The 4,025-nt window shown below is 27.1% G+C and carries 4 protein-coding genes; 1 reads left to right on the top strand and 3 read right to left on the bottom strand.

From position 1 onward, the window contains the following. Together Q0V15_RS12260 and Q0V15_RS12255 are read right to left on the bottom strand one after the other, a co-directional pair. Nucleotides 1–760: patatin-like phospholipase family protein (locus Q0V15_RS12260; RefSeq protein ID WP_297439428.1), on the bottom strand; the 760-nt coding region annotated here is incomplete at its 3' end. Nucleotides 761–773: 13 nt separating this feature from the next. Next, nucleotides 774–1,583, bottom strand: a complete 810-nt coding sequence (locus Q0V15_RS12255; RefSeq protein ID WP_297439427.1) for a pyruvate, water dikinase regulatory protein — start codon at nucleotides 1,581–1,583, stop codon at nucleotides 774–776. A 152-nt stretch (nucleotides 1,584–1,735) separates the two neighbouring features. Between Q0V15_RS12255 and Q0V15_RS12250 the strand changes: the two genes are divergently transcribed. Further along, entirely contained in the window at nucleotides 1,736–2,476 is a 741-nt protein-coding gene (locus tag Q0V15_RS12250; RefSeq protein WP_297439425.1) for a signal peptidase II, read from the top strand. 57 nt (nucleotides 2,477–2,533) lie between these two features. Here the strand turns inward: Q0V15_RS12250 and Q0V15_RS12245 are convergent, their stop codons facing one another. Then, a complete protein-coding gene (locus Q0V15_RS12245) occupies nucleotides 2,534–3,808 on the bottom strand; it encodes an extracellular solute-binding protein (protein ID WP_297439423.1) in 1,275 nt (424 codons plus the stop codon). Nucleotides 3,809–4,025 lie beyond the last annotated feature (217 nt).

The raw sequence follows: 4,025 nt of genomic DNA, 5'->3' as shown, positions 1-4,025 counted from the left end.
TAACTATTCTACTATTTAATGTTTCCTTTGAAAAATTTAAAGTTCCTTTAAGAACTCCCTCTTCCATATAGCTTGGAAATATCTCAATTATTTTTGTATTTGGATACTCGCTTTTATTAACTGGAAAATCTTTTGATAAATGTGCAACTATTATTATATCGCACCCTTCTCCATACAATGGTTGTATAGGTATATTATTTACAAGCCCCCCATCAATATAATATTTCCCATTTATCTCTTCTGGCTCATATATTGCTGGAAGCGCTGATGTTGCTAAAAATATTTTTTTTACTTCTTCTATATTATTTGCATCATACTTAAAATATTCTGCTTTTAAGCTTTCTATATCAGTACATGTAGCATAATTAACTATTCCACTCGAACACATCTTGCCTGAATTTAAATATTTATCAGATATTTCGAGTAAACCTTCCCTTGATAAATTTCCTGATTGTAATGCACTTGGCATGTGTTTTTTAATAAAGTTTAAATTTTTAGCACCAAAACTTAACATCAACCCACGCTTCATTAAATCAATATTATCCGTAGGCAATATTTTTTCACTTGAAATATTCTTCCAAACTTCTTCTGCTATTATCAAATCACCCTGCATAAAAAGCAATGAATTTAAAGATCCTATTGATGTCCCTGATACATATTTTATATGTTTTTTTATTCCAAGTTCCTCTAATGCCTTAAACACCCCTATCTGATATGCACCTTTTCCTCCACCGCCTGGAAGTACTAATCCAATTTTCAAAAACTCACCTTCTTTAATTATTTTTCACTGCTAATTTATCTATTATAATTAATGCCGTATCTTCTATTGCCCTCTTAGTTACATCTATAGTCCTACAACCAACTTTTCGCATAATCTTATCTGCAAAATCAAATTCTTCTAAAATTCTTGAATCCGATGCATATTCTATATTAGTTGATATTTTACTAAATTTATCAAGTCTTCTCTTCCTTATCTCTATAAGATGTAATGGGTCTATTACAAGCCCAAATATCTTTTTTCTATCAACTTCATATAACTCTTCTGGTATTTCTACCTCTGGAACTAGTGGAATATTTATTGCTTTGATTCCCTTATTAGCTAAATACATACTAAGTGGTGTTTTAGATGTTCTAGATAACCCAAGTAAAACTACATCTGCATATTTTAATCCTCTATAATCCTTACTATCATCATACTGCATTGCAAATTCCATAGCTTCTATTCTTGAATAATAAATATCATCTGTCTTCCACATCGCACCTGGATTATAATTAGGAAATTTTTTTAACATAGTTGATACTATATTTATTATAGGACCTAAAACATTTATTATATTTATATTATTTTCTACACATTTTTGTGTTAAATACTCTCTAATTTGAACCGTAATAATTGTTGATACAATAATAACATCTTCACCACAATTAATTATTTTTTCAATTAATTCCTCTACATCCTCTAATTTTTTAACATACGGAAATCTTTTAATACTCACATCATCTTTCTCAAACTGACTTGCTGCTGCTTTTGCAACTTCATTTGCTGTTTCCCCTATTGAATCTGATACTGCATAAATTTTCATTTTATAATCGCCCCCTATTATATTTATATAATTCTACATCTTATGATAATTAACCTTTTAAATAATAAATATACATTATATATATAAAATATACTTTTATTCTTATACATATAATGCTAAAATTTACTTAATATTTAATTATGGAGGGGACAATGAATAAAGGAAAACTACTAACTATATTTACACTTCCAATTATGTGGGGTATATATTTTCTATTTGAATTAATATCTGGAAATTTAACGAGTAAATATGATATAACTTTAAATCTATTACTTTCATTAGTTTTTTTAGGTTTTGGCTATATTTTATATATTCTTTCAACTAAATTTTCAAAAGGCTTTAGTAAAAAAAGCTTATGGATTAGTTTTTTACTGCTTATGTTTTTCGATCAAGGATCTAAACTAATTATTAATAATTTTTATTTTCATACAAGATTTGATATAATACCAAATTTCTTATCATTTCATCCTATAATAAATACAAAAGGCTCTTGGCTGAATGTAAGATTTGGAGCAAACATTGGGTTCCCACTACTGATATTATTGAATATCATGGCTATTTTCTTATTTATAGAATTTTATAGATACTATATCTCTGATAAAAATAAATCTTTTTGGATAGACCTTTGTTTTATAACTATTGTAGCTGGATGTCTATGTTCACTTATAGATAAAATCTTTTATGGTGGAAGCTTAGACTTTATAGGTATTAGTAATTTATTTATAGCAGATTTAAAAGATATATATATAAATATTGCTATTTTTGCCTTTATACTCGCATCTTACTTTAGCGGTTTTTTAACATCTGAAGATAATACTACTTTTAAAGATGATATAAACGCTGTAAAAATTTTTTTGAAATTCATTTTAAAAGATTTAAAACTTATAAAATAACAAAAGCCCTAACTAAAATAGTTAGGGCTTTTAATAATTAATATTAAAATAATATATTTACATAGAAGTTTCACCTAATGACTGAAGTGAGTTCATAGCTGATTTTCCAGCTACTGTTTGTTTAGCAGCTTTTACTTTTGCAGCTTCTTCAGCCTTTTGTTTAGCTACTGCAGCTTTTTCTTTTGCAATGGCTACTTTTGTTTCTACTTTAGGTTTTACATCTATTGTTTTTTGTTGTGATGGAATTAATGGTTTATCTATAACCAATTTATCTAACTTTATAGCTTCAACTTTAGGAGCTTTTGTTAAATTATTAAAATGCGTAACTATATTTATTAAATTAGGATTAATAATATCCCAATTAATATTTGCTATATTAACTGCATTTTCATTACTCATCCATTTAGGAGCATAAGTTAAAATTGATTTTATTGTAGGTACAGAATTAAATTTATTCGCTAACTGCAATTGCATATTAGGACCTGCTATAAATTCAATAAATAATTTAGCTGAATTTATATTTTTAGCTCCTTTTACAACCCCTACCCCTTGCATAATCATAGGTGACCCATCTGTTGCATTAATAACTTTAAAAGGTGCTCCATTTTGAATTGCAGTATTAACTGTATCTAATTCACCAATTGATATAGCAGCCTCTTTATTAGTTTTCATTGCATTCATTATACCCTCTTCATTTGGATAATAACTCAATACATTATTCCTTAATCCTTGCATAAATGTATTAAATTCTGTAGCAACTTGACTCTTACTATATTTATACGACATAGTTCCAAGTAAATTACTCATTAGTGATGTGCTAACTTCTGGTAAAACAAGACGATTATAATATCCTGGTAATCCTAATTGATACCATTCTGTTGGTGCATCTTTAGGCATCATATAAGAATCATTATAAAACATAACCATTGGTTCTAAACTAGTACCATACCATAATTCATTTATTCCCTTATAATCACTAGTTATCTCATTAGAAAAACTTACAGGCGTTTTTACTAAATTATTCTCTTTAGCTAAAGATTCAAATTCACTTTTATTTCCCCCATATATAGCATCTATATTAGTTCCTGATTTTTGAGCTTCTTCCACTGCTGTATTTAAATTTGCAACAATTTTATAATCCACAGTAATTCCTGTTGTTTTTTTAAATTCAGATGCTATATATTCCATTTTAGCATTGTTTTCAGTTGTATAAACTACTATGTTTTTTTCTAACTCATTTTTTGTTGAACTCGTCTTTTTACTTATAGCAACACATGATATTGTTGTAATTACTATAAAAATGATTACTATTGATGCTATCAACTTTTTCACATTCATATCCTCCAAAATCTTATTTAAAATATTAATTAAATATATTTATTTCAATAATTAATCTACATTAATAATTATAAAATACTTTTATGATTATTAAATATCAAATTCATAACACTTTATTATTTTTTGATATAAAAAAAGCACTTGTTAAAACAAGTGCTTTGGTGACTCGCCAGGGAATCGAACCCTGGACACCGTGATTAAAAGTCACGTG

Source organism: uncultured Clostridium sp. (assembly GCF_947036855.1).
Classification (GTDB): domain Bacteria; phylum Bacillota; class Clostridia; order Clostridiales; family Clostridiaceae; genus Sarcina.
The sequence above is the reverse complement of the archived record's forward strand: the minus strand, read 5'-3'. Positions and strand labels throughout refer to the sequence as shown.